This is a genomic window from Propioniferax innocua (assembly GCF_006716235.1).
Classification (GTDB): Bacteria; Actinomycetota; Actinomycetes; order Propionibacteriales; family Propionibacteriaceae; genus Propioniferax; species Propioniferax innocua.
In genome coordinates this window covers 757,272-781,380 of sequence record NZ_VFOR01000002.1, presented here as the reverse complement: position 1 = coordinate 781,380, position 24,109 = coordinate 757,272, and the positions used below count along the sequence as shown (strand labels likewise).

The window sequence follows — 24,109 nt, the reverse complement described above, 5'->3', positions numbered from 1 at the left end:
CGAGCCGGTGGCCGCGTCGGGACTGTTCCAGATGGCCTGGCTGATGATCGCCATCCCGCTGGTCTCGGCCGCGTTCCTGCTGCTGGTGGGCAAAGCCAGCAATGCGTGGGGCCATCTGCTCGCCACCTTGGCCCCGATCGCCTCGTTCGGCATCGGCCTGGCCCTGTTCTTCCAGCTCCTCGGCGCCTCGGTGGCCGAACGCACAGTGGAGGTGCCGGTCTACGAGTGGATCGGCGTCGGGCCGTGGGACGTGCAGATCGCGCTGCTGGTCGATCAACTCTCGATCCTGTTCGTGCTGCTGATCACCGGTGTGGGCTCGCTGATCCACATCTACTCGATCGGCTACATGGAGCACGATGAGCGTCGCCGACGCTTCTTCGCCTATCTGAACCTCTTCATCGCAGCCATGCTGGTGCTGGTGCTGGCCAACAGCTACCTGGTGTTGTTCATCGGCTGGGAGGGCGTCGGTCTGGCGTCGTACCTGCTGATCGGTTTCTGGCAGCACCGTCCGGCAGCGGCCGCGGCCGCCAAGAAGGCCTTCGTCATGAACCGTGTCGGCGACATCGGTATGGCGCTGGCCATGATCACGATGTTCGCCCACTTCGGCTCCGTCGAGTTCGCCGAGGTCGGCAAGAACGCTGCACAGTTCTCGCCGCTCACCGCGACGCTGGTCGGTTTGTTCCTGCTGCTCGCGGCCTGCGGCAAGTCCGCACAGGTGCCGCTGCAGGCCTGGCTGCTCGACGCCATGGAGGGCCCCACCCCGGTGTCGGCTCTCATCCACGCCGCGACGATGGTCACCGCGGGCGTCTACCTGATCGTCCGCTCCGGTCCGATCTTCGATCAGACGCCGGTGGCCTCCACCGCCGTGGTGGTCGTCGGTACCGTCACGCTGCTGGTGGGCGCCTGGATCGGCACGTCGAAGGACGACATCAAGAAGGTGCTCGCCGGTTCGACCATGTCGCAGATCGGCTACATGATCCTGGCCGCGGGCATCGGCCCGGCAGGCTACGTCTTTGCGATCTTCCACCTGCTGACGCACGGCTTCTTCAAGGCCAACATGTTCCTGGGCGCCGGCTCGATCATGCATGGCATGGACGATGACGTGAACATGCGCAACTTCGGCGCGCTCGGCCGGGCCATGCGCTGGACGTTCCTGACCTTCGCGATGGGCTACCTCGCGATCATCGGGTTCCCGTTCTTCGCGGGCTTCTACTCGAAGGACCACATCATCGTGGCGGCCTTCGAGCACAACATGATCGTCGGCATCTGCGCCCTCATCGGAGCCGGCATCACCGCGTACTACATGACGCGCCTGATGGTGATGACGTTCTTCGGACGCAAGCGCTGGGAACATGGAGTGCACCCGCACGAGTCGCCCGGAGTCATGGTGTTCCCGTTGGTGGTGCTCGCCATCTTGTCGGTCGTGGCCGGTGTGGCCATGAACAGCTGGATCAACGGTTGGCTCGTGCCGGCCGTTGGCGGTGAGGAGCACACCTACGGCCTGCTCGATGGGTTCACCGAACCCATCGGCTGGCTGACGATGGGTGTGGTGGCCATCGGAGTGGTCATCGCGGTGTCGGTGTTCAAGAGCGTGCCGAAGGAAGCCCCGCGCGGGAACTTCCTGGAGCGTGCTGCTCGACGTGACGTGTACGGCGATGACATCAACAATGCTGTCGTGGTGAACCCGCTCATGGCGTTCATCGGGCTCCTGACCGGCTTCGACCGCGGCAAGGTCGACGGTGCGGTCGAAGGCATCGGGGCTTCCACCTCGGGCCTCGGCCAGGTGCTGCGTCGACTGCAATCGGGTTACGTGCGTTCGTACGGCCTGACCATGGTGGCGGGAGCCGTCCTGGTCGGCGCCGTCCTGATCCTGGGCCAACTGGCCTGAGTGGAGGAGTCTTCATGAGTTTTCCCCTGTTGACCCTGCTCGGGGCCGTCCCCCTGGTCGGCGCACTCGTGGTGATGTTCACCCCGCGTGCCACCGGACGCGTCACCGGCCTGTTCATCTCCCTGCTGACCACGGCGCTCGCGCTCGTGGTGGTGGGCCTCGCTGCCGGAGGCCGCGACCTCTCGGAGCAGTTCACCTGGATCCCCGCCTTCGGCGCCCACTGGGCCATGAACGCCGACGGCATCTCGCTGACCATGGTGCTGCTCACGGTGTTGCTGACTCCGTTCGTGCTCATCGCCTCGTGGAACGTGGGGCATGCCGACGCCGAGGACGGCTGGGGCCCGCGGGCCTTCTCCGCCCTGGTGCTGGTGATGGAGAGCTTCGCGCTGTTCTGCTTCATGGCCACCGATGTGCTGGTGTTCTACATCTTCTTCGAGGCCACCCTGATCCCGATGTACTTCCTCATCGGTGGTTTCGGGGAAGCCGGACGCCGCCGCGCGGCCATCAAGTTCCTGCTGTTCGGCCTCGGTGGCGGTCTGATCCTGCTGGCCGGTGTGGTCGGCGTCTATGCGATCTCGGCTGGAAACGGCCAACCGACGATGCTGCTGGCCGACCTCGCCGGCATGCCGATGGGCACCGGGACCGAGCGGGTGCTGTTCGTGCTGTTCTTCATCGCCTTCGCGCTGAAGGCCCCGATGGTTCCGTTCCACACCTGGCTGCCCGACGCCGCCGAGTCCGGCACCCCCGGCACCTCGGCGCTGCTGGTCGGTGTGCTCGACAAGATCGGCACGTTCGGCATGATCCGGTTCTGCCTCGAGCTGTTCCCCGGCGCGAGCCAGTGGGCGGCCCCGGTGGTGCTGATCCTGGCATTGATCTCGATGATCTACGGTGCCCTGGCCGCGATCGGTGAGACCGACATCCTGCGTCTGATCGCGTTCACCTCGGTGAGCCACTTCGGCTTCATCGTGATCGGCATCTTCTCGTTCACCACCATCTCGATGACCGGTGCCACGTTCTACATGTTCAACCACGCGTTCTCGACCGGTGTGCTGTTCTTGGCCGCGCACTTCCTGATCCAGCGTCGTGGCTCGCAGAAGATCGCCGACTACGGCGGCGTGCAGAAGCTGGCGCCGGTCCTGGCCGGGGTCTTCCTGCTCGGCGGCCTCTCGTCGTTGGCGCTGCCCGGTATGTCGAGCTTCGTCTCGGAGTTCATGGTGATCGCCGGATCGTTCTCGCAGAACATCTGGATCGGCGGCATCTCGACGCTCGGCATGGTTCTGGCGGCCACCTACATCCTGCTGATGTATCAGCGCACGATGACCGGCCCGGTCACCGAGGATGTCGAGGAGGCCTTCGGCGAGGAACGCAGCAATGACCTCACCGGCCGCGAACGCTGGGCGGTCGCCCCGCTGCTGCTCATCATCTTCGTGTTCGGCTTCTTCCCGAAGCCGATGCTGGATCTGATCGAGCCAGCGGTGACCACCACGATGTCCCAGGTGGGCGTCTCCGACCCCAGCCTCACGATGGAGGGAAGCAACTGATGTCCGGGTTCACTGCTCCGGCGCTCGAATACGGGCACCTCGCTCCGCTGATCTTCGTCTTCCTCGCCGGCACGTTCGGTGTCGGTGTCGAGGCCACGGTCCCGCGTCGCTTCCGGCCGACGGCCCAGCTCGTGCTGGTCGCCATCGGTCTGATCGGTGCGCTCATCACCACCATCGGCAACTGGGTCGGCGCGCTGGCCCAGCCCGACACGGGCTTCTTCATCGGTGTCGAGGGCTCGCTCGCCTTCGACGGCCCGACGTACTTCATCTGGGCCACCCTCATCGTGCTGGGCGCCCTGAGCATCCTCATGTTCGGCGAGCGTCAGCTCGGTGGTGGCGCGACGCCGTTCACCCCGCAGGCCGCGTCGCTCCCGGGCACCCCCGCCGAGCGTGAGGCCACGGCGCTCAAGCTTGAGCACACCGAGGTCTACCCGCTGGCGATGTTCTCGCTCACCGGCATGATGATCTTCCCGGCTGCGGCCGACATGCTGACCTTGTTCGTCTCGCTCGAGATCATGTCGCTGCCGCTGTATCTGCTGGCCGGGCTTGCACGTCGCCGCCGTCTGCTCTCGCAGGAGGCCGCGCTGAAGTACTTCATGCTCGGCTCGTTCTCCTCGGCGTTCTTCGTGATGGGCATGGCCCTCATCTACGGTTACGCCGGATCGTTCGACCTCGGCATCGTTGCGGAGGCCATCACCCAGGGTGCTGGCTCGTACTCCCTCGTGGTGGGCGGTATCGGCCTGATGGCTGTCGGCACCCTGTTCAAGGTGGGTGCGGTTCCGTTCCACAACTGGACGCCTGACGTCTACCAGGGTTCACCCACGGTCGTCACAGGTTTCATGGCCTCGTGTGTCAAGATCGCCGCCTTCGGCGCTCTGCTGCGTCTGTTCTTCGTCGCCTTCGGCGGAGCCCGTTGGGACTGGCAGCCGTTCATGGCCGTCATCGCGGTCCTGACCATGTTCGTGGGGGCCATCATCGGCATCGTCCAGGACGATGTGAAGCGCATGCTGGCCTACTCGTCGATCGCCCACGCAGGCTTCATCCTCACCGCCCTGGTGGGCGCGGCCCAGGGCGAGGCCATCATGGGTATGACGTCGGTCTCCTCGGCGTTGTTCTACCTGGCGGTCTACGGACTCACCACGGTCGGTGCGTTCGCCATCATCACGATGGTGCGCAACGAGGGCGGCGAGGTGACGCGACTCTCGGCATGGGCTGGCATCGGCCGCCGGAATCCCGGCATTGCCGGAATCTTCGCCCTGTTCCTTCTGAGCTTCGCAGGCATCCCGCTGACCAGCGGTTTCATCGGCAAGCTTGCTGTGTTCGGTGCGGCCTGGCAGGGCGGATTCGGTTGGCTCGTTGTCGTCGCGGTTCTCGCGTCGCTGGTCGCTGCCTTCTTCTACCTGCGCGTCATCGTCGTCATGTTCTTCTCCGACGCCGGTGACGAGGAGGATGGCGTCGAGGTCGTGATGCCGAGCTGGCGCACCACGCTCACGATCGCCGTCGCCCTGGTCACGACCGTAGGGTTGGGCGTGCTGCCGAACCTGTTGCTGCCTGCAGCATCGATGGCGGCCGAGTTCCTGCGCTGACCGCGCCTCGACATCCCACTCTTCAAGGAGCCCACGTGAAGCCATCTGGACTCGGTTCGGTCGACCCCGGCTTCGCTGCCACGGTGGAGGGCCGACTGGACTCCATCGAACAGCGTCTGCTGACGGCGTCCGAAGCCGACACCCGGTTGGTCACAGAGGCCGCTCAGCACATCATCTCCGCCGGGGGCAAGCGCTTCCGGCCGATGCTGGTGGTGTTGTGCGCGCATCTCGCCGACGCCGAGGGCGCCGCTGTGGATGCCGATCGGTTGGAGAAGGCCGCCCTGGTGGTGGAGCTCACCCATGTGGCGAGCCTCTACCACGACGACGTGATGGATGACGCCGATCTGCGGCGTGGAGCGGTGGCGGCGAACCGCCGGTGGCAGAACTCGGTGGCCATTCTGGTGGGGGACTACCTGTTCGCGCGGGCATCGGACACCGTGGCCGAACTCGGCACCGACTACGTGCAGATCCAGGCGCGCACGTTCGCGCGTCTGGTGCAGGGGCAGATCGCCGAGACCGTCGGTCCGGTCCCCGACGCCGACCCGATCGCCCACCATCTCCAGGTGATTGCAGACAAGACCGGATCGCTCATCGCGACCTCGGCGGTGTTCGGCGGCATGGTCGCTGGTTTCGACGAGGAGACCCTCGAGGTCCTCAGGGACTTCGGTGAGGAGATCGGGCTGGTGTTCCAGCTCCACGACGACATCATCGACATCACCTCCGATGTCACCGGCAAGACACCCGGGACCGACCTGCGTGAGGGCATTCCGACGTTGCCGACGCTCCTGGCCCGCGCGATGGACCGGCCCGAGGATGAGCGTCTGTTCGCGCTGGTGGACTCGGACCTTGAATCCGAAGAGGATCTGGCCGAGGCCGTGCGTCTGTTGCGGGAACATCCCGCGATCGAGGAAGCCCGTACCGAGGTGCGACGCCGCGCCGACGCCGCACGTGCCCGTCTTCAGGTGTTGCCTGCAGGACCAGCGCGTGAAGCGCTCGAAGCGCTCTGCGACCACGTCATCAACCGGGACGACTGAGATACGGCGGGGAGTATCACGTGAAGCCTGACTTTCGCAGCGCGATCGATCTGGCCGGGAGCATCCTGGCGCAGGACATCAGCGTCACCAATGTGACGCGAGCCGCGCTGGAGCGGGCTCAGGCCGACCCGTATGGTGCGTTCGCCCATGTGGCCGCCGAATCGGCGCTGGAACGTGCGATGGTTCTCGACGAACGGCTGGAGGAGCCGGGATTCTCCGGCGGCCCGCTGTTCGGTGTTCCGGTGCCCATCAAGGACCTGACGCTCCTGTATGGGGAGCCGTGCTCGTTCGGGTCTCCGGTGATGAGCGACTTCCGTGCCCAAACCGATGACGGCGTGGTCACCAGGCTCAAGCAGGCCGGGACCGTGGCGATCGGGAAGACATCGACACCGGAGTTCGGACTCCCGTGTTACACCGAGCCCCAGGACGCCCCACCGGCGGTGACTCCGTGGGACACCACACGCATGGCCGGTGGCTCCAGCGGTGGCGCGGCGGCCGCAGTGGCGTCGGGCATCGTTCCGGTGGCCCATGGCAACGACGGGGGCGGCTCCATCCGTATCCCCGCTGCCTGCTGTGGTGTCGTGGGTATGAAGCCGAGCCGCGGCACCATCAGTTGGGGGCCGAACCAGGGCGCGGGGCCGGGTCTTGCCGCCCACGGCGTCCTCGCGCGGACGGTGAATGACATCGCGGCCGGACTGGAGGCGATGCGCGGCGGCTTCCCGGGGGACACCTTCCCCGACATCGGCGGGTCCTTCTCCGAGGCTCTGGTGGAGCGCACCCGCACCCTGCGGGTCGGTGTGGTGGTCGATCCGATCATCGCCGAGGACGCTGACGTGCATCCCGAGGCATTGGCCGCGGTGGAGCAGACCATGGAACGCCTCGCCCGATTGGGGCATCGCGTGGGCCCGGCGGCGGTTCCGTTCCCGGCCAAGGAATGGGCGGCGTTCCGGCCGATCTGGGCAGTGGGCGCTGCGCAGGTTCCCGTGCCGGAGGAGCAGGAAGGGTTGCTGCGTCCGCTGACTCGGTGGCTCCGTGAGATCGGGCGGGCCACCAGTGGCGTCGAATATGCCGATGCGGTGGCGGCCATCCAGCGGATCCGACGCCGCGTCGCAACGACCTGGGACGACTTCGACATCATCGTGACTCCGACCATCGCCCAGCCGCCACTGCCAGTGGGGGAGCTACGCCATGACGACGATCCGGCCGAGGATTTCGCTGCCCAGACGCGGTTCACACCGTGGACGAGCGTGCAGAACATCACCGGAACGCCAGCAATCTCCGTGCCGCTGCACCATGCGGATGTGGATGGGGTGCGTCTGCCGTTCGGCGTCCAGCTGATCGGATCATTCGGTCAGGACGCTTTGGTGTTGCAGGTGGCGCGTGACCTCATGGGTGGGGGAGCGGTCCAGGCGGTCCCGCCGCTGATGTGACGCGCGGTCAGCGCGCGGTGGTCATCAGGGGCCCTGGACGGGCTCGGAGGCCTCGGGCAGGCAGATCGATGGGGTGCTGACCTGGAGGGAACGGGGGGCATCGGCCACGAGACCGTCGTAGTCGGAGCCGACGATGATCTCGACCATGTGATCGGCGCGGTTGTTGCCGACGCGTTCAGCGCCCACCACGTGCTTGGCGACGAGGTTGACCTCCGGGGCATCGGGGGAGTGGCCAACCACCTGCGTCTTCTCTGCTGGCTCGGGAGTGTTGCCGGTGGACACCACACGGAATCCCTGGGCGCGCAACGCCTGCTGGACCTCGCCGGCCTTGCCGCGGAGATCACTGCCGTTCAGGACACGGATGCTGACTTGCTGGGCCTTGAGCTCGCCGTTCTCGATCGGGGTGTCGACACAGGGTGTGACCGACGGGCCGGGGAGAGGCTTCTTGAGCTGGTTCAGGCCCCACCAGGTTCCGACCAGCAACAGGGCCAGCATGGTCACAAGGATCAGTGGCGCCTTCACGGTTTGCCACACGCGGCTCGCGTCCATTTGTCCACCCTCCTCGATCACGGCTGTACGGCTGCGAACATTATCAGCGCAACTCGAGTACGCGGGCGTGCATGGTCTGACGCTGCTGCAGTGCGGCGCGGAGGGCACGATGCAGCCCGTCCTCGAGATAAAGCTCGCCACGCCACAACACCACGTGGGCGAAGAGGTCGCCGTAGAACGTCGAATCCTCTTCGAGGAGGGCCTCGAGATCGAGCGTCCGCTTGGTGGTCACGAGCTGATCGAGCCGCACCTGGTGCGGCGCGATTGCAGCCCACTGCTTCTGGACATACCCGTGGTCCGGATATGGCCGAGTGTCACCGACGCGCTTGAAGATCACCCCGCCACTGTAGACGAGGGCGCGCAAAGGTTGGTGGCGAACAGATCACGATTTGCTTCCCTTTGGGTTGCAGAAGGCTAACTCCCGGCGGGAAACTGCTGCCATGGGTGCGGATGAGGGCCAGGACGTCACGGCAACACAGGTCGACACGGTCAAGCAGGGATACACGTTCGATGAGGGTGCCATCGATCTTGGCGTGTTGATGGCCGCCGATGAGCCGGTTCCCGATGCCCGGGTCCGGGTGCCGTTGAGCATGCTGAACCGGCATGGGCTGATCGCCGGCGCCACGGGAACCGGTAAGACCAAGACACTGCAGGTGTTGGCCGAGCAGATCTCGGCTGCGGGCGTCCCGGTGTTCGCCGCCGATGTGAAGGGCGACCTCTCCGGCTTGGCGGCGCCCGGGGAGGCGAACGAGAAGCTCGACCGACGCACCGCCGGAATCGGCCAGAACTGGCAGCCCACCGCGTCGCCGGTGGAGTTCCACCGGTTGGGCTCCGAGGGCGTCGGGGTGCCGGTGCGGGCCACCATCTCGTCGTTCGGGCCGACGCTCCTGTCGAAGGTCCTGGGCCTCAATCAGACCCAGGAATCGACGCTCGGGCTGGTCTTCCACTACGCCGACACCGTCGGCCTTCCGCTGCTCGACGTCTCCGACCTCTCCGCGGTGCTGGCCCACCTGGTCAGCGATGAGGGCAAGGACGACCTCAAGGGCCTGGGTGGCGTCTCCAAGGCGACCGTCGGCGTCATCCAACGCAATCTGACGACGCTGGCGGCCCAGGGCGCTGATGAGTTCTTCGGCGAACCGGAGTTCGACACCGCCGACCTGCTGCGCACCACCCAGGACGGTCGGGGGCTGATCTCGCTGATGGAGCTGCCGTCGGTGCAGGACCGTCCGCAGGTGTTCTCGACCTTCCTGATGTGGCTTCTCGCCGATCTGTTCCAGGACCTCCCCGAAGTGGGGGATACCGACAAGCCGAAGCTCGTGTTCTTCTTCGACGAGGCACACCTGCTGTTCAAGGACGCGTCGAAGGCGTTCCTGGACGCCATCACCCAGACGGTGCGGTTGATCCGGTCCAAGGGTGTGGGTGTGTTCTTCGTGACGCAGACGCCGAAGGACGTGCCCGAGGACGTGCTGGCGCAACTCGGCTCGCGCGTGCAGCACCAGCTGCGCGCCCACACCCCCAATGATGCGAAGGCATTGAAGGCCACCGTCGCCACGTTCCCCACGTCCTCGTACGACCTCGGCGAGGTGCTGACGACACTCGGGATCGGTGAGGCGGTCGTCACCGTCATGGATCCCGACGGTGCCCCGACCCCCGTTGCCTGGACGCGGATCCTCGCCCCGCAGTCGTTGATGTCGCCGTGTCCCGCTGCACAGATGGAGTCAGCCGTGGCGGCGTCGCCGCTGATGGCGAAGTACGGGCAGGCCATCGACCGCGAATCGGCCCGCGAGATGCTTGCGGCTCGCCTTGAGGCCGGTGCCGAAGAGGCTGCCCGGGAACAAGTCGTCCAGGAACAAGCGGCCCGTGGGCCCGCAGCTTCCGGCGGCCAGGCCCGCATGCCCCGGGCTCCCCGGGAGCCCGCGCCGCGTCCGGTCAAGGATGAGCCGAGCATGTTCGAGAAGCTCAGCAAGAACACGCTGGTGCGGCAGATGGGCCGGACGGCTGTGCGTGAGGTCATGCGAGGGGTGTTCGGCACCGGGCGTCGTCGGCGTTGATGCGTTCGGCACCGCTGAGCGCCACGTAGCCGTGGTGCCACAGCCACTCGACGGGGCCGCGGGAGAAGCGTCGCAGCCACACATGGGCACCGGCGATGATGGCGCCGCTCACCACCACGAAGGCGATGGGGGTCGTGATCAGACGCCAGGTCGGGGGCGCGCCGCCGAGGTCGAGTCCCCAGCCGTAGAAGATTGCTGACGCCAGGATGTTCTGGAGCATGTAGGCGCTCAGGGCGACGCGGCCCAATTCGGCCATCCGGTCGCCGAACCAGCCCGTGGATGACGGGAGGTGGGCGATGAGGGCCAGAAGGCCCAGAGCCACCAGCGGCGCCGTGCCGTACCGGGTTGCCAGGAACCAGTTGGGATGCGCCATGCCGAGCCCGATGTCCAGCGGCAGCGCGATGGCACCGACGAGCATCAGGCGTCGACGCAGTGTGGCCCCGTGGGGCAGGAACAGCCCTGCGTGATGCAGGCGGTGGCCGATCAGGAACATGCAGATCGACATCGCCCCGATCAGCACCGGTTCGACGCGAAACATGGCCGCGTTGTCGAGGCGGAAGAGAACCAGATCCCACCACGAGCCGTCTCGGTAGGGATTGGGAGTGAGCGTCGTGGGGAGCTGATCGGCCGGGGTGGACCACAGGAGCGTGGTGAGTCCTCCGATCAGGGCCAGATGGAGGGCGCCGGTGGTGATGGCCCAGATGCGTTGGGTGCGTGGGCTCGTGCAGATGATGTGGGCGACGACCGCGCCGGTGACGGCGTACCCCATCAACACATCGAACTCGATCACCAGGAAGTAGTGGACGATGCCATCCAGGAGCAGGAGCCCCGCTCGCCACAGATAGGGGCCGGGCCATGGGCGACCTCGACGCCGGGCCGCATCGGCCTGGATCGCCAGGCCGATCCCGAACATGAGCGTGAGCAGCCCGAGGAATTTGCCGTTGGTGACCTGCTGGAGGAACGTCTCGATCTGCTGTTGCCAGGGCGGGGCGCCGGGGGAGGTTGGGGATGCGAGGTGGCCGACAAGGCCCTCTGGGTGGCTGAAGACCCAGATGTTGGTTCCGAGCGTTCCGAGGATTGCGATGCCTCGGGCGACATCGAGTTGCGTGATGCGTGTGGTCATGGGGCCTCGCTGGTCGTGCTTGTGTGTCACGGCTGTGATACGTGAGTTTTATATCACGGCTGTGACACATGGGGCGATACGATGTCCGCATGCCCAAACCTGTTGATGTCGAGGAGCGCCGCCGCGCGATCGCCGATGCGGTGTTCGAGCTCGTCGACGAGCGCGGGGTCGAGGGCGCATCGCTGCGCAATGTCGCCGAACGCTCCGGGCTCAACATCGGCTCGGTGCGTCATTACGTGGACGGGGCGTCCGGAATGCTGGCGTTGGCGGCCCGGGTGATGGCCGAACGCGTCGAGGCCCGGCTGCGCGCGATCGCGTCGCGCGCCTCGGAGCGGGGTATGGATGGGGAGCAGGTGGCGCTGGATCTCTTCGAGGAGTTCCTGCCCCTGGATGAGCGCCGTCGGCACGAGGTCACGGTGTGGTTGGCCTTCACCGAACTCGCTCGCGTCGAGCCCGACTTCGCTGCCGAGGCGAAGAACCTCCTCGAAGCGCCCCGTGAGGTGAGTGCCCTGGTGCTGCAACGTGCGGGCGTCGCCGATGTGCGGCTCGGGGCGGAGCTGATGGCGGCGTCGATCGACGGGTTGACGCTGGCGCTGCTCCACGATCCCGGCCGGATTTCGCAGGGTGAGGTCAGGGAGCTGCTGCGTGCCCAGCTCGGCCTCTGCATGGCGCTTCGATCTGAGGGTGGCGATGCGGAATGACAACGGCCCCGGATCCACAGGGGGTCCGGGGCCGGGTGGCGGAGCATAGGGGATTCGAACCCCTGAGGGCGTAAACCCAACCCGCTTTCCAAGCGAGCGCACTAGGCCACTATGCGAATGCTCCGTCGAAGATCGTACCGCGGAGCCCGAATGTGTGCGAATCGGCGTCGGAGTGGCCCGTGCGCTACACTGCAGGGCAGGTCCCCCGTGTGGCGTTACCTCACCCAACCCCCCCAGGGCCGGAAGGCAGCAAGGGTAAGTGGGCTCTGTCGGGTACGCGGGGGGCCCTCATCATTTCCGGGTCATTTCCGACGCGCACGGATCCGCTCGTACATGGACTCCACCTTGTCGCGGAACTTCTGCTCCACGGCCCGGCGGCGCACCTTCAGCGTCGGGGTGAGCATGCCGTTCTCCATGGTCATGCCGTCCTCGATCACCTCGAACTCACGGATCTTCTCGTGATTCGCCAGGCCCTCGGACACCTTCGCGATGCGGGCCCGGATCTCTTCGGTGATGCGTTCGTGGGAGAGCAGCTCGTGGGCGTCGTCGAAGGCGATGGCGGCCTGCTTGGCGAACCCCTCGAGGCCGGGGAGGTTCGGGCGGACGAGGACGGTGAGGCAGGGCCGGTTGTCGCCCAGCACCACGGCATATTCGATGAGGGGGTCACTGGCGAGCTCGCCCTCGATCGGTCCGGGGGCGACGTTCTTCCCGCCGGCGGTGACGATGATGTCCTTCATGCGGTCGGTGATCGTCAAGAACCCGTCGGCGTCGATCTCGCCGATGTCTCCGGTGCGCAGCCAGCCGTCCTCGGTCATCGACTCCGCAGTGGCGTCGGGAAGGTTGTGGTAGCCGAGCATCACGTTGGGGCCGCGATAGAGGATCTCCCCCTCGTCCCCGATGCGGAACTCACTGCCGGGCATCACCCGGCCCACGGTGCCGAAGCGGAAGGCGTCGGGGGAGTTGAACGAGATCAGGGGAGCGGCCTCGGTGAGCCCGTAACCCTGGCAGACGAGGATCCCTGCGGCGTGGAAGAACTCCTCCACCTCCTGGCGCAGCGGTGCGCCGCCGGAGGCGAGCACGGTCTTGGGGCCGCCGATCGCTTCGCGGATGTTGCGGAGCACCAGCCGGTCGGCGAGGCGCAACTGCGCATTCAGCCACGGGCCGCGGTGGCGTCCGGCTGCCTGGGCGCGACGCCCGGTGGCGACCGCCCAGGTGAAGATGCGGTTCTTCAGTGGCGATGCGGCGGCCTGTTCGTGGGCCACCGAATAGACCTTCTCGTACAGACGCGGCACCGACACCATCAACGTCGGCCTGGCCAGGGGCATCGCATCGGCGACGGTGCGCGCATCGGACCAATAGGTGTTCATGGCACCGACGGTGAGGACCACGAACGTCCATGCACGTTCAAGGGCGTGGGCCAGGGGCAGGAAACAGAGGCTGTGGTCGTGCTCGGTGATGTCGAAGAAGGAGAGGACCGCGGCGATCTCACTGGTGAAGGCACCGTGGCTCAGCACCACGCCCTTGGGATCGCCGGTGGTTCCGGAGGTGTAGATGATCGACGCCACGTCGTCACCGGAGACCTGGGCGCGACGGGTGGTGAGGGTGTCGGCGTCGGGGGTGGTGGCGGTGAGGTCGGTGTAGCCGGTGTATCCGTCCACGGGGTCGAAGGTGATGACATCCACCAGATCGGGCAGCTCGTGGCGGACCTGGGCGATCCGGTCGGCCTCGTCGGCACCCTCGGCGAAGACCACCGAGGTGGCGGAGTCAGCGAGGATGTGGCGGGCCTGCTTGGGCGTCGAGGTCTGGTAGATGGGGACCACGACCGCACCGATGCCGATCGCGGCGAGATCGACCACCGTCCAGGCCGGGCGGTTGCGGGAGAAGATGGCGACCCGGTCGCCGTGGCGGACGCCGCGCTCGATCAGCGCGGTCGCGACCGCGTCGACACGCTCCTGCAGCTCACGGTAGGTGATGACCTTCCACGCATCGTCGACCCGCTCGCGCAGTGCGGGGCGCGAGGGGTGTGCCGCGACCGTTTCGGTGATCATCTCGCCGAGGTGTGCGTGGGCGACGGGACGGGGCATGGGGCCTCCCTAGAAAGCTACGGTTCCGTAGGTAACGTTACGGCACCGGCGCCGGTGCGCGATAGGGGACCTGCGGCACTCCGCGCGTCCGGTTAGGGTTGCGATGTGCAGCACGATGAGCCCCGTGACGAACCGGGGAATGGAACCTGGGACGAAACCGCCGATGACGCGGTCGACCACGGCATCGAGCGCTTCGAGCAGGACGGCGCCTCGCTGCTGGGCGATGACGCGCCGGCGTCGGCGCCTGTGACATCGGCGGCCGAGATCGAGGCCGAAGCGCCTCTCGCGTTGTACCGGCGCTATCGGCCCGAGACGTTCGCCGACGTCATCGGACAGGAACATGTCACAGAGCCTCTGGGCCGTGCGCTGGCGAACAACCGCGTCAACCACGCATACCTGTTCTCGGGGCCGCGCGGCTGTGGCAAGACCACCTCGGCGCGCATCCTGGCCCGCTGCCTGAACTGTGAACAGGGGCCGACGCCGACGCCCTGCGGGGAATGCCAGTCGTGTCGTGACCTCGCCCGTGGTGGGGCGGGCAGCATCGATGTGATCGAGATCGACGCCGCATCGCACGGTGGTGTCGAAGATGCCCGTGACCTGCGGGAACGCGCGATCTTCGCGCCGGTGCACAGCCGCTACAAGGTGTACATCGTCGACGAGGCGCACATGGTGACGCCGGCCGGGTTCAACGCCCTGCTGAAGCTGGTGGAGGAACCGCCGCCGCATGTGAAATTCGTGTTCGCGACCACCGAACCCGACAAGGTGATCGGGACCATCCGCTCGCGCACACACCACTATCCGTTCCGCTTGGTTCCCCCGCGCACGTTGACGTCCTATCTCGCGCGGCTGTGTGAGGCCGAGGGTGTGACGGTGGACCCTGCGGTGCTGCCGTTGGTGGTGCGGGCCGGTGCCGGTTCGGTGCGGGACTCCCTCTCGGTGCTCGACCAGCTACTCGGTGGTGCTGAGGACACGGGCGTCTCCTACGACCATGCCGCGGCTCTGCTGGGATTCACGCCGGAGGCACTGCTCGATGAGATCGTCGACGCCTTCGCCGCAGGGGACGGGCAAGGCGTGTTCGCAGCGGTGGACCGTGTCATCGAGGTGGGGCAGGATCCCCGCCGGTTCGGTGAGGACCTGCTGCGGCGCTTCCGCGATCTGGTCGTGATCGATGCGGTGCCCGATGCCGTCGGCTCCGGGCTCGTGGACGTGCCCGAGGATCAGGCCGACCGGATGCGCAGTCAGGCGTCGACCATGGGGCTGGGGGAGCTGACGCGGGCCGCCGAGGTGATGTCGACCGGCCTGACCGCCATGCGCGGCACCACCGCGCCGCGTCTGCATCTGGAGCTGATGTGCGCACGAGTGCTGTTGCCCGGCTCGGACGTGGATGAACGCGGTGTGCATGCCCGGCTGGACCGCCTCGAACGACGCATGGGCATGATCGACGCCGGTGAGGGTCCGCAGACGGACACGGCCCCTCAACCGGAGAATGTGCCACAGTCGGGTGGTGCGCCGCAGACCGATCCACGACAGGTCGCGCGGGAACGGGCCGGCGGCCCACGGCAGCAACCTCCGCGGGAGCAGGAGTCGCCTCCGCCTGCCGAACCGCCGACCCGGCAGCAGCGTCCGTCCGGCGACGGCCCCGGGCTGGGGACCGCGGAGTTCCGGCAGGTGTGGCCGCAGGTGCTGGACCGGATCAAGTCGATGCGTCGACTCACCTGGATCCTGTTGAGCCAGAACGCCCATGTCGCCGAGGTGCATGACGGGGTCCTGACGCTGGCTCTCCACAACCAGGGCGTGCGCGACAGCTTCCTGCGGGGAGACAACGAGAACATCTTGCGTGAGGCGATCGCCGCGGTCGTCGGTGCTGATCTCCGTATCGACTACATCGTCGACGGTGGTCCTCCCGGTGGTGGTTCTTCCGGCGGTGGAGGTCCTTCCCGAGGTGGTCCTCCTGCGCGAGACGGTTCGGGTGGGCCGCCGCCCCCGCCCCCGCCCCCGCCGTCACGGGGAAAAGCACCGGAGCCTCAGGCGACGCGGCATCTGCACGCAGTCAGGGATACCCCCGCGGCGTCTGCAGAACCGGGCCAGCCAAGTCCCCGGGGCCACCGGGAGCCTCCGAGCCCTCAGGACCCTCCGGCCGCACCTGAGCCACCGGAGGATCCCTGGCCGCCAGAGCCTGCAGATCCACCGGAGCCCGCGGACCCGCCGCAGATCCGCGCCGTGGCACCGCCGCCCCCTCCGGTCGCGCGAGAGCAGGCGTCGGCCCCGGCGTCGGCGTCTGTGCCATCGCAGGCAGCGGCGCCGGCCATGTCGGAAGCCGATGCGGCGCGGTCGGTGGCGCGGGCCGGCGTGGTCTCGGCGGCGCAACGGGCCCGTGAACAGTTGGCGGCCAGCCATCACGCGCGGTCGGCGGCGTCCCCCAACCATGAACCGGCGCCCGAGGACGACTACGACGACTTCGATCCCGCTGAACTCCGCGGAGCGCAGGACGCCGGGGCCGACTATCGCGAGCTGCTCTCCAAACATCTTGGCGCGGAGCTGGTCGAAGAGATCAGCGACTAGGCTGTCGACCCGGACGATTACTCGACCGAGAATCCACCACGACCGACCGCAACCCGACGACCGACCGCAACCCGACGAAAGGCCACCATGCTTCCCGACGGTATGGACATGAACCAGCTGCTCGCCCAAGCGCAGCAGATGCAGGAACAGATGCAGCAGGCACAGGCCGAGCTGGCTGAGACCACCTTCGACGGCTCGGCCGGCGGCGGTCTGGTGACGGTGAAGATGAACGGCACCGGTGACCTCACCAGCGTCGACATCAAGCCCGAGGCCTGCGACCCCGAGGACACCGACTCGCTGGGCGACCTCGTCGTTGCCGCCGTGCGCGATGCCATGGGCAAGGTGCAGGCGATGACCGAGGCCAAGCTCGGCGGTTTCGCCGGGGGTGGTCCGTTCTCGCAGGGCATGTGAGAACGACTTGTACGAAGGACCGATCCAGGACCTCATCGACGAACTCGGGCAGCTTCCCGGGGTCGGGCCGAAGAGCGCTCAGCGCATCGCTTTCCACATCCTCGGTGCTGAGGCCGAGGATGTGGAACGTCTCGCCGACACCCTCAAGCTGGTCAAGGAGACGGTGAAGTTCTGCGAGATCTGCTTCAACGTCGCCGAGGAGGAGCGCTGCCGCATCTGTCGCGATCCTCGGCGCGACCAGACCTCGATCTGCGTGGTCGAGGAGGTCAAGGACGTCGTCGCGATCGAACGGACGCGGGAGTTCCGGGGCACCTATCACGTGCTCGGTGGGGCGATCAGCCCGATCGACGGGATCGGACCCGCTGACCTCAACATCCGCGAACTCGTCCAGCGATTGGGCGACGGGACGGTGACCGAGGTCATCCTCGCCACCGACCCCAACCTCGAGGGTGAGGCCACCGCCACCTATCTGAGTCGTCTGCTGGTGCCGATGGGAGTCCGTGTCGCGCGTCTCGCCAGCGGTCTGCCCGTGGGCGGGGACCTCGAATACGCCGATGAGGTGACGCTCGGGCGTGCCTTCGAAGGACGCCGCTACCTGGAGAGCTGACCGAGGCCCTTCCGACGCCGCATCATGACGCGAGCGACGGAGTTTCCGTCAGGGACCACAATGCGCCCACGCACTCGTGCAGCAGGAATCCTTCACCGCCTCGGGGTGGGAAGATCCTGCCACCATCGGGACGCGCGGCCTGCTCCGAGGCCCATTGGGCCAGTTCGTCGGCGAGTGCGGCATCGCTCAGTGGGTACTGGTCGGTGAGCCGGTTCCCGTTCGGCAGCGTGAAGGTGCGGTCGGTGTGGTCGCCGCTGATGTTGATCTGCCCTTCGTGCACGCACGTGTGGTGGAAGTTGCACAGGAGCATGAGGTTGTCGAGGTCGGTCGGGCCACCGTTCGCCCAATGTTGCACGTGGTGGGCGTGCAATCTGCGTCGCCGTACACAGCCAGGGAAACGGCAGGTGTGGTGGTCGCGGATTCCCAGAGCTCGGCGCTGCGTCCGCGTCACCAGACGTTGAGTGCGACCGAGGGCGAGCACATCGCCACTCGCGTCGATCAGGGCAGGCACCAGTGGGGCGTCGCAGGCGAGACGCCGAGCGGTCTCCGGATCGACCGCGCCGACCCCGGGAACATGCGCCGTACTGGTGGGAATATCGGTGTCGGACGTTCCCGCGGGAACGTCCGTGGCCGTTCCGGAGGGGGCGGTCGTGGCGATGAGATCGGTCGCTGAGACGTGCACCGTCACCAGATGATGGTCGTCGACCGGCGCTGAGGTGTCCTCATCGAGATGGGTGCGCGTGACCTCGAGCAGCGCGTCGACCATGTTCACCCGGGGTTTCTCGGCATCGGGGGACATCTCGGCAGCAGGTGTTTGTGCATCCCGGCGTAGACGCCCTTCTGCCACATCCAACGCCGCACGAACCTCCGCAGCCTGTTCCGGTGGAAGGATGACGCGCAGCTCCATCATCCCGTCGTCCCTGTTCCGCCATGCCAAGGTCCGTTGCACCTCCTGCTGGATCCGCAGCCCCGCATGGGTGCGATACGCCCGCACCGTCCGCGACAGTTGCGAAGCCGTCATCTCGGCAGCCAGATCACACAGTTCCTCTTCGTTCTCGAGGCGCGGTGGTTCGGGAGCCGCCTGATCAGGGGATGCATCGGAAGCGGGATCCTCGGGCTCGGGCGGGGCCAGCCGCGTCAGTTCCCGGACCTTGGAGTAGGAGAGTTCCCCGGCTGCCATGCGCGACGCGACCACGGGCATCCGGTGTAGGGCACGCGCGACCCGGACATGTTCACGGGCGGTGCCGTCAGCCATGGAGCAGGCCCACGCGAGCCAGTGGGCCGTGCTCACGATCCCATCGAAGAAACGGTGGTACTCGTTGCGATCGAACTCGTGGAGTTCACGTAGGAAATCGGCTTCGAGCTGTGCCCGGGCAGCTGCGATGCCCTGGAGCCTGACGCCGAGTGCGGTGGCGCGTTCACGCTCGGCTCGGCCCACCTCGATGGAGGTGACGGTTGCGGGGTGGGGTGAATCTGCTTGAGGGGACGAAGGGGACATCGGCGGGGTCATCGGAACTCCTCACGGTCATCTGGGTGAAGGAACGCGGGTGAAGGAATGCGGGGGAGGAATGCGGGGGAGGAATGCGGGAGTGGGTGCGATGTGGCCATCCGAGCAGAAGGGTCTGACATTTCCGTCGCCTCCGGCGTGTTCATCGGGCAGACGCCCTGACACACTGGGGCCCATGCAGTCCAACGACAGCAGCGCATCCCAGGCCACCGCCACGTCATCGAGTGAGACCGAGCACGAAACCACCACCCTGGTGATCCTCGGCGCTTCTGGTGACCTCACCAGTCGACTCCTGCTGCCGGGGCTGGGCACTCTGCTGAAGGCCGAGCCCGAGCGGCGGATCCGGTTGGTGGGTGCCGGACGCGAGGAGCTCAGCCATGACGATTGGCAGCAGCTCGTGCGGCGGACGCTGAGCGTCGGGGGGTGCACCGACGAGCGCATCGAGCAGATCGTCGAAGCGGCCCGCTACACGCAGGGCGACATCCTCGGGGAGGAGGGGTCGAGTTGGCTGCGCGATCAGATCGAGGGGCGCACCGTCATCTACTTCGCGCTTCCCCCGGCGATCACCCTGAAGGCCTGTGAAGCACTTGCGGATCGGCCGCTTCCCGCGAACGTCACTCTCGCCCTGGAGAAGCCCTTCGGCGCCGACCTCGAATCGGCGCGTCACCTCAACCGGGTCCTGGCCTCCATGGCGCGGGAGGAGCAGATCTTCCGCGTCGACCATTTCCTCGGACGCGGCACCGTGCTCAACCTGCTGGGCCTGCGCTTTGCCAACCGCATCTTCGAACCGGTGTGGAACACCGACAACATCGAATCCATCGAGGTCGTGTTCGACGAGGACCTCGCGCTGGAGGGGCGTGCCGCCTACTACGACAATGCCGGCGCGATGGTCGACATGCTGCAGAGCCACCTGCTGCTGGTGTTGGCGATGGTGGCGATGGAACAGCCCGCCAAACTCGATGCCGTCGACTTCCGTGACCTCCAGGCACACCTGCTGCGGTCGACACACCTGTGGAGCGCCGACGCCACGGAGTCCTCCCGCCGTGCTCGTTACACCGCCGGTGAGATCGACGGACGCGCCGTGCCGAGCTACGTGGACGAGGAGGGCGTCGATCCCGAACGCGGCACCGAGACGCTGGCTGAGGTGAAGGTCCGCATCGACAACTCCCGCTGGGCCAACGTTCCCATCACCCTGCGCAGCGGCAAGGCCATCGGTGAGCCGAAATATCGCGTGGTGGTTCACTTCAAGCGGGTCGCTCACCTTCCCGAGCTGTTCGGTGACGACGTCGTTCCCCACAATGCGTTGACGCTGGACATCAAGCCCGGACGCATCGAGATGCTCGTCACCACCAACGGTGCGGGGCACCGCTTCCAGCTCGAGCACACGGTGCTGGAGGCCGATCTCCCCGACAGCCCCGTGCGGCCCTACGGGGAGATCCTCGCGGGCATCCTGGATGAGAACCCGCTGTTGGGCGTCCGGTCGGATGTCGCCGAGGAGTGCTGGCGCATCGTGACGCCGGTGGTCGAGGCCTGGCGCGCCGGTGAGGTTCCCATGGATGAGTACCCGGCCGGTTCGACGGGGCCCGAGCACTGGGAACAGCTTCTCTGACCCCTCGGTGTGCGGTTAGACTGTCGGCGTCACACGGCGATGATGGGGCCATCACCCCGGAGCTGCCGGAAGAACGGCGTTTCGAGCTGCGAAGGCGGCTGATACAAACGCTCATTAGACCCGGCGGTGGCGCAACGAAGTGGATGTCTGGCACCGATGAGTGGGCCGGGCGTCAAGGAGGGTGGTACCGCGGGCAGGGCCCGTCCCTCGCAGCGACCACCCGACCGCGAGGACTTCGATGAGCCACGATGCGCCGATGAACACCGATGTGAATGACGCCCGCCGCTACGCCGCCGTGCCGGCCCAGATCGACCTTCCGGCGATGGAACGCGAGATTCTGGCGTACTGGGCGGAGAACCAGACCTTCGCCGCATCACTCGAGCAGACCGCCGACGGTGAACCGTGGACGTTCTACGAGGGGCCGCCGACCGCGAACGGCCGTCCCGGCACCCACCACATCGAGGCGCGCGTGTTCAAGGACGTGTTCCCGCGGTTCCGCACCATGCAGGGACGCCGCGTCGACCGCAAGGCCGGCTGGGACTGCCATGGTCTGCCGGTGGAGCTGGCTGTCGAGAAGGAACTCGGCATCAACGGCAAGCCACAGATCGAGGAGTACGGCGTCGAGGCGTTCAACGCGAAGTGTCGCGAATCGGTGCAGCGGCACGTGGACGCGTTCGCCGAGCTCACCGACCGCATGGGCTACTGGGTGAACCTCGATGAGGCGTACTGGACGATGCATCCGAGTTACGTCGAATCGGTGTGGTGGGCGCTCAAGCAGATCTTCGACAAGGGCATGCTCACCGAGGACCACCGCGTCGCGCCGTACTGCCCGCGCTGTGGCACGGGTCTGTCGGACCACGAGCTCGCGCAGGGTTACGAGGACATCGTCGACCCCTCCATCTACGTGCGGTTCAAACTCACTTCCGGGCCATGGGCCGGGCGTTCGATGCTGGTGTGGACCACGACGCCATGGACGGTCGTGTCCAACACGGCGGTGGCCGTGCATCCCGAGGTCACCTACGTGACCGCGCAGGGGCCCACCGCCGACGGCGGCACCGAGCAGCTCGTCGTCGCCGAGGATCTTGTGGAGAAAGCGCTCGGTGAGGGTTGGGAGGTCATCGACCGCATCCAGGGCTCCGAGATGGAGCGCTGGACTTATGAGCGTCCCCTCGATCTCGTCCCCTTCGACGAACCCGCGCACTACGTGGTGCTCGCTGATTACGTCACCATCACCGACGGCACCGGCCTGGTGCACCAGTCGCCGGCGTTCGGCGCCGACGACATGGTGGTGTGCCGTGGCTACGGGCTGCCCATGGTCAACCCCGTGCGCAGCGACGGCACGTTCGAGGAGAATGTGCCGTTGGTCGGTGGGGTGTTCTTCAAGGACGCCGACCCGAAGCTCATCGAGGAGATGGAACGCCGCGGCGTCCTGTTCCGCAGCCTCGACTACCCTCACGCCTACCCGCACTGCTGGCGGTGCCACACCGCGCTGCTCTACTACGCGCAGCCGTCCTGGTACGTGCGCACCACACAGGTGAAGGAGGCGTTGCTGCGTGAGAACGACGCCACCACGTGGCACCCGGAGAACGTGAAGTACGGACGCTTCGGTGACTGGCTCGACAACAACGTCGACTGGGCGCTCTCCCGCAAGCGCTACTGGGGCACCCCGCTGCCGGTGTGGCGCAATGACGAGGATCCCAGCGATGTCGTCTGCGTCGGCTCGCTGGCAGAACTCTCCGAGCTCACCGGACGCGACTTGGCCGACCTCGACCCGCATCGCCCGTTCATCGACGACATCACCTTCACCCGCGAAGGCGTCGCCGGTACCTACCGGCGTGTCCCCGAGGTGATCGACGCCTGGTTCGACTCCGGCTCGATGCCATTCGCGCAGTGGGGCTACCCGCACGCACCCGGTTCGGAGGAGAAACTCGCCGACGCCTACCCGGCCGACTTCATCTGCGAGGCCATCGACCAGACGCGTGGCTGGTTCTACTCGCTGATGGCGGTGGGCACCACGGTGTTCGACCAGTCCTCGTACAAGAACGTCGTGTGCCTGGGGCACATCCTCGCCGAGGACGGCCGCAAGATGTCCAAGCATCTGGGCAACATCCTTGAGCCCATCCCGTTGATGGACCGCCACGGCGCCGATGCTGTCCGTTGGTTCATGGCCTGCTCGGGTTCGCCGTGGTCGGCCCGACGCGTCGGCGATGGAACCCTCAACGAGACCGTCCGCAAGGTGCTGCTGACCTTCTGGAACACCGTCGCCTTCCATGCGCTCTACGCCAATGCCAACGACTGGTCGCCGGTGGGCGAGGCGCCTGCCGAGCGTCACGTGCTGGACCGTTGGTTGCGTTCGTGCACCCAGGGGCTGGTGGAGCAGGTGACCGATGCCCTCGAGAACTTCGAGACCCAGCGCGCCGGCCACGTCATCAGCGAGTTCATCGATGATCTTTCCAACTGGTACGTGCGCCGTTCGCGTCGCCGTTTCTGGGAGGGGGAGGCGTCGGCGCTGTGGACGTTGCACGAGACCTTGCACACGGTGGTCAGGCTGATGGCGCCACTGACGCCGTTCGTCACTGAGCGGGTGTGGCAGGACCTCTTCGCGTCCACCGACCCCGAGGGGCCCGCATCGGTGCACCTGGCGTCGTGGCCGAAGGCCGACACCTCCCTGCGAGATCTGGAGCTCGAACAGGCGATGACGCTCACCGAACGGCTGGTGCTGCTGGGGCGGGCCGCGCGTTCGGAAGCCAAGATGAAGGTGCGTCAGCCGCTGGCGCAGGCCCTGGTGCCCTCGGCGGCGTTCGATCAGCTGACCGATGAGTTGAAGGCCGAGATCTGTGCGGAACTGAACGTCGGTGAGGTCGGTTCGTTCGCCGGTGCCGGTGATCTGGTCGATTTCTCGGCCAAGGGCAATTTCCGCAACCTCGGTAAGCGGTTCGCCAAGCAGACGCCGATCGTGGCCAAGGCCATCGCGGCAGCCGACGCCGCGGCGCTCGCGGCCGCACTGGCCGAGTCCGGCACCGCGACGATCGACTGCCCCGAGGTGGATGCCAACGGGGTGGAGGTCACCGCCGATGATGTGATCATCTCCGAGCGCCCACGTGAAGGTTGGTCGGTGGTCAATGACCAGGGCGAGACCATTGCCCTCGACCTCGAACTGACCCCAGAGCTGGAGCGGGCGGGACTGGCCCGCGAGGTGATCCGCTTCGTGCAGGACAGCCGCAAGAACGCCGGCTTCGAGGTGTCGGACCGCATCGCCCTGCAATGGGCGGCGAGTGGTGCGGTGGCCGAGGCCGTTGTCGAGCACGCCGATCAGATTGCCGGCGAGGTGTTGGCCACGAGCATGGAGCGCGCCGATGCTGCCGGTGACGGGTGGGTGACCGAGGAGGATCTGGGGCTCGCGATCTCGATCGTCCGCGCCTGACG

Annotated in this window: 17 protein-coding genes, 1 tRNA gene and 1 other RNA gene; 13 read left to right on the top strand and 6 right to left on the bottom strand. The window is 66.9% G+C overall.

Annotated elements, in window-relative coordinates; genetic code table 11:
* The first annotated feature begins 31 nt into the window (after positions 1-31).
* From nuoL to FB460_RS10355, 5 genes are read left to right on the top strand one after another with little or no spacing between them, the layout of a single operon-like run.
* Positions 32-1,888: an NADH-quinone oxidoreductase subunit L gene (gene nuoL / locus FB460_RS10375; protein WP_142094320.1), complete on the top strand. Its 1,857-nt coding sequence runs from the start codon at positions 32-34 to the stop codon at positions 1,886-1,888.
* A 14-nt stretch (positions 1,889-1,902) separates the two neighbouring features.
* Positions 1,903-3,429, top strand: coding sequence for an NADH-quinone oxidoreductase subunit M (locus tag FB460_RS10370; protein WP_142094051.1), 1,527 nt, complete (start codon positions 1,903-1,905; stop codon positions 3,427-3,429).
* The gene (nuoN, locus tag FB460_RS10365; RefSeq protein WP_142094050.1) at positions 3,429-5,015 is read left to right on the top strand and encodes an NADH-quinone oxidoreductase subunit NuoN; all 1,587 of its coding nucleotides are present in this window, start codon (positions 3,429-3,431) and stop codon (positions 5,013-5,015) included. Before FB460_RS10370 ends, nuoN begins: the two co-directional genes overlap by 1 nt.
* A gap of 35 nt (positions 5,016-5,050) precedes the next feature.
* Positions 5,051-6,049 carry a polyprenyl synthetase family protein gene (locus FB460_RS10360; RefSeq protein WP_425466988.1) on the top strand — a complete coding sequence of 333 codons (999 nt, stop codon included), beginning with the start codon at positions 5,051-5,053 and terminating at the stop codon, positions 6,047-6,049.
* A 20-nt stretch (positions 6,050-6,069) separates the two neighbouring features.
* On the top strand, positions 6,070-7,479 hold the full coding sequence (locus FB460_RS10355; RefSeq protein WP_142094049.1) for an amidase: 1,410 nt from the start codon (positions 6,070-6,072) through the stop codon (positions 7,477-7,479).
* Positions 7,480-7,503: 24 nt separating this feature from the next.
* On the opposite strand, the gene FB460_RS10350 is transcribed toward FB460_RS10355, so the two are convergent.
* Together FB460_RS10350 and FB460_RS10345 are read right to left on the bottom strand one after the other, a co-directional pair.
* Positions 7,504-8,028 carry a LytR C-terminal domain-containing protein gene (locus tag FB460_RS10350; RefSeq protein WP_142094048.1) on the bottom strand — a complete coding sequence of 175 codons (525 nt, stop codon included), beginning with the start codon at positions 8,026-8,028 and terminating at the stop codon, positions 7,504-7,506.
* Between the two features lie 43 nt (positions 8,029-8,071).
* Positions 8,072-8,365 carry a type II toxin-antitoxin system VapB family antitoxin gene (locus tag FB460_RS10345; protein WP_142094047.1) on the bottom strand — a complete coding sequence of 98 codons (294 nt, stop codon included), beginning with the start codon at positions 8,363-8,365 and terminating at the stop codon, positions 8,072-8,074.
* A gap of 103 nt (positions 8,366-8,468) precedes the next feature.
* On the opposite strand from FB460_RS10345, the gene FB460_RS10340 reads away from it, so the two are divergent.
* Positions 8,469-10,079: a helicase HerA-like domain-containing protein gene (locus FB460_RS10340; protein WP_142094046.1), complete on the top strand. Its 1,611-nt coding sequence runs from the start codon at positions 8,469-8,471 to the stop codon at positions 10,077-10,079.
* On the opposite strand, the gene FB460_RS10335 is transcribed toward FB460_RS10340, so the two are convergent.
* A complete protein-coding gene (locus FB460_RS10335) occupies positions 10,039-11,202 on the bottom strand; it encodes a DUF418 domain-containing protein (RefSeq protein WP_142094045.1) in 1,164 nt (387 codons plus the stop codon). The genes FB460_RS10340 and FB460_RS10335 overlap by 41 nt on opposite strands.
* Before the next feature lie 89 nt (positions 11,203-11,291).
* Here FB460_RS10335 and FB460_RS10330 point away from each other — a divergent pair, with 89 nt between their 5' ends.
* Positions 11,292-11,903 (top strand): TetR/AcrR family transcriptional regulator, encoded by a 612-nt coding sequence (locus tag FB460_RS10330; RefSeq protein WP_170210050.1) that lies wholly within the window; start codon positions 11,292-11,294, stop codon positions 11,901-11,903.
* Between the two features lie 36 nt (positions 11,904-11,939).
* On the opposite strand, the gene FB460_RS10325 is transcribed toward FB460_RS10330, so the two are convergent.
* A tRNA-Ser gene (locus FB460_RS10325) sits at positions 11,940-12,027 on the bottom strand.
* 72 nt (positions 12,028-12,099) lie between these two features.
* Between FB460_RS10325 and ffs the strand changes: the two genes are divergently transcribed.
* Positions 12,100-12,196: signal recognition particle sRNA small type (gene ffs / locus FB460_RS10320), an RNA gene on the top strand.
* A gap of 9 nt (positions 12,197-12,205) precedes the next feature.
* Here ffs and FB460_RS10315 read toward each other — a convergent pair.
* Positions 12,206-13,987, bottom strand: coding sequence for an AMP-dependent synthetase/ligase (locus FB460_RS10315; RefSeq protein ID WP_246044362.1), 1,782 nt, complete (start codon positions 13,985-13,987; stop codon positions 12,206-12,208).
* Between the two features lie 105 nt (positions 13,988-14,092).
* Here FB460_RS10315 and FB460_RS13345 point away from each other — a divergent pair, with 105 nt between their 5' ends.
* The 3 genes from FB460_RS13345 to recR all read left to right on the top strand — a co-directional run bounded on the left by FB460_RS13345 (position 14,093) and on the right by recR (position 17,567).
* Complete coding sequence (locus tag FB460_RS13345) at positions 14,093-16,549, top strand: DNA polymerase III subunit gamma and tau (RefSeq protein WP_142094043.1); 2,457 nt, start codon at positions 14,093-14,095, stop codon at positions 16,547-16,549.
* Between the two features lie 108 nt (positions 16,550-16,657).
* Positions 16,658-16,960 (top strand): YbaB/EbfC family nucleoid-associated protein, encoded by a 303-nt coding sequence (locus FB460_RS10305; protein WP_246044361.1) that lies wholly within the window; start codon positions 16,658-16,660, stop codon positions 16,958-16,960.
* A 7-nt stretch (positions 16,961-16,967) separates the two neighbouring features.
* Positions 16,968-17,567, top strand: coding sequence for a recombination mediator RecR (gene recR, locus FB460_RS10300; RefSeq protein WP_142094041.1), 600 nt, complete (start codon positions 16,968-16,970; stop codon positions 17,565-17,567).
* 22 nt (positions 17,568-17,589) lie between these two features.
* Here the strand turns inward: recR and FB460_RS10295 are convergent, their stop codons facing one another.
* Positions 17,590-19,077 carry an HNH endonuclease gene (locus tag FB460_RS10295; RefSeq protein ID WP_142094040.1) on the bottom strand — a complete coding sequence of 496 codons (1,488 nt, stop codon included), beginning with the start codon at positions 19,075-19,077 and terminating at the stop codon, positions 17,590-17,592.
* Positions 19,078-19,249: 172 nt separating this feature from the next.
* On the opposite strand from FB460_RS10295, the gene FB460_RS10290 reads away from it, so the two are divergent.
* Both FB460_RS10290 and ileS read left to right on the top strand, forming a co-directional pair.
* Positions 19,250-20,683 (top strand): glucose-6-phosphate dehydrogenase, encoded by a 1,434-nt coding sequence (locus FB460_RS10290; RefSeq protein WP_142094039.1) that lies wholly within the window; start codon positions 19,250-19,252, stop codon positions 20,681-20,683.
* Between the two features lie 256 nt (positions 20,684-20,939).
* Complete coding sequence (gene ileS, locus FB460_RS10285; protein WP_142094038.1) at positions 20,940-24,107, top strand: isoleucine--tRNA ligase; 3,168 nt, start codon at positions 20,940-20,942, stop codon at positions 24,105-24,107.
* Positions 24,108-24,109 lie beyond the last annotated feature (2 nt).

Coding starts and splice junctions, on each gene's coding strand:
- nuoL (WP_142094320.1), top strand. CDS start 32: ATGGCCTGGCTGATGATCGCCATCCCGCTGGTCTCGGCCGCGTTCCTG.
- FB460_RS10370 (WP_142094051.1), top strand. CDS start 1,903: ATGAGTTTTCCCCTGTTGACCCTGCTCGGGGCCGTCCCCCTGGTCGGC.
- FB460_RS10290 (WP_142094039.1), top strand. CDS start 19,250: ATGCAGTCCAACGACAGCAGCGCATCCCAGGCCACCGCCACGTCATCG.
- FB460_RS10315 (WP_246044362.1), bottom strand. CDS start 13,987: ATGCCCCGTCCCGTCGCCCACGCACACCTCGGCGAGATGATCACCGAA.
- FB460_RS10305 (WP_246044361.1), top strand. CDS start 16,658: ATGAACCAGCTGCTCGCCCAAGCGCAGCAGATGCAGGAACAGATGCAG.
- FB460_RS10330 (WP_170210050.1), top strand. CDS start 11,292: ATGCCCAAACCTGTTGATGTCGAGGAGCGCCGCCGCGCGATCGCCGAT.
- FB460_RS10295 (WP_142094040.1), bottom strand. CDS start 19,077: ATGACCCCGCCGATGTCCCCTTCGTCCCCTCAAGCAGATTCACCCCAC.
- ileS (WP_142094038.1), top strand. CDS start 20,940: ATGAACACCGATGTGAATGACGCCCGCCGCTACGCCGCCGTGCCGGCC.
- FB460_RS10350 (WP_142094048.1), bottom strand. CDS start 8,028: ATGGACGCGAGCCGCGTGTGGCAAACCGTGAAGGCGCCACTGATCCTT.
- nuoN (WP_142094050.1), top strand. CDS start 3,429: ATGTCCGGGTTCACTGCTCCGGCGCTCGAATACGGGCACCTCGCTCCG.
- FB460_RS10335 (WP_142094045.1), bottom strand. CDS start 11,202: ATGACCACACGCATCACGCAACTCGATGTCGCCCGAGGCATCGCAATC.
- FB460_RS10340 (WP_142094046.1), top strand. CDS start 8,469: ATGGGTGCGGATGAGGGCCAGGACGTCACGGCAACACAGGTCGACACG.